This is a genomic window from Neobacillus paridis (genome assembly GCF_016765675.1).
GTDB classification, from domain to species: Bacteria; Bacillota; Bacilli; order Bacillales; family Cytobacillaceae; genus Neobacillus; species Neobacillus paridis.
In genome coordinates this window covers 1-552 of record NZ_JAESWB010000128.1, presented here as the reverse complement: position 1 = coordinate 552, position 552 = coordinate 1, and the positions used below count along the sequence as shown (strand labels likewise).

The 552-nt window shown below is 44.4% G+C and carries 1 protein-coding gene; it reads left to right on the top strand.

Annotated features, from left to right (window positions below; genetic code table 11):
- Positions 1-552: branched-chain amino acid ABC transporter permease (locus tag JK635_RS28205; RefSeq protein WP_202653263.1), on the top strand; the 552-nt coding region annotated here is incomplete at both ends.

Here is a 552-nt window from a genome sequence, read left to right as displayed (position 1 = left end):
TACTAATTGGGAATTTGCAGGCACAGCGGTTGGCCTTAATCTTCCCATGGAAGGCGGGTGGAAGTTTCTTATATTCTCGGAAAAAGAACCCTACTATTATCTCGCTTTGGGACTACTGCTGCTAACCTTGGCAGTTAATTATGCTATCGAAAAAAGCTATCTTGGCTATTATTTCAGAGCCATAAAGGATGAGCCCGATGCGGCTCAAAGTTTAGGCGTTAATCTTAGTCTCTATAAACAAATCGCTTTTGCCATCAGCAGTTTTTTTACAGCATTAGGTGGCAGCCTGTATGCGCATAAAGAACTTTATATTGATCCCGCATCAGTTTTACACACCGGGCTTTCAATAAAAATGGCCTTGGTTTCCATTCTCGGCGGTGTTGGAACCTTATCGGGGCCTGTGATTGGGGCTGCAGTTCTCACCTTTATCGAAGAAGGAACGCGCGTAGTGTTTGGTGGTTCTGGAAAGGGGACAGACCTTGTCATTTATGCTGCTTTGATAGTAATCATTGCTGTCTACTATCCGTCTGGAGTTGTTGGATGGGTTCGTAG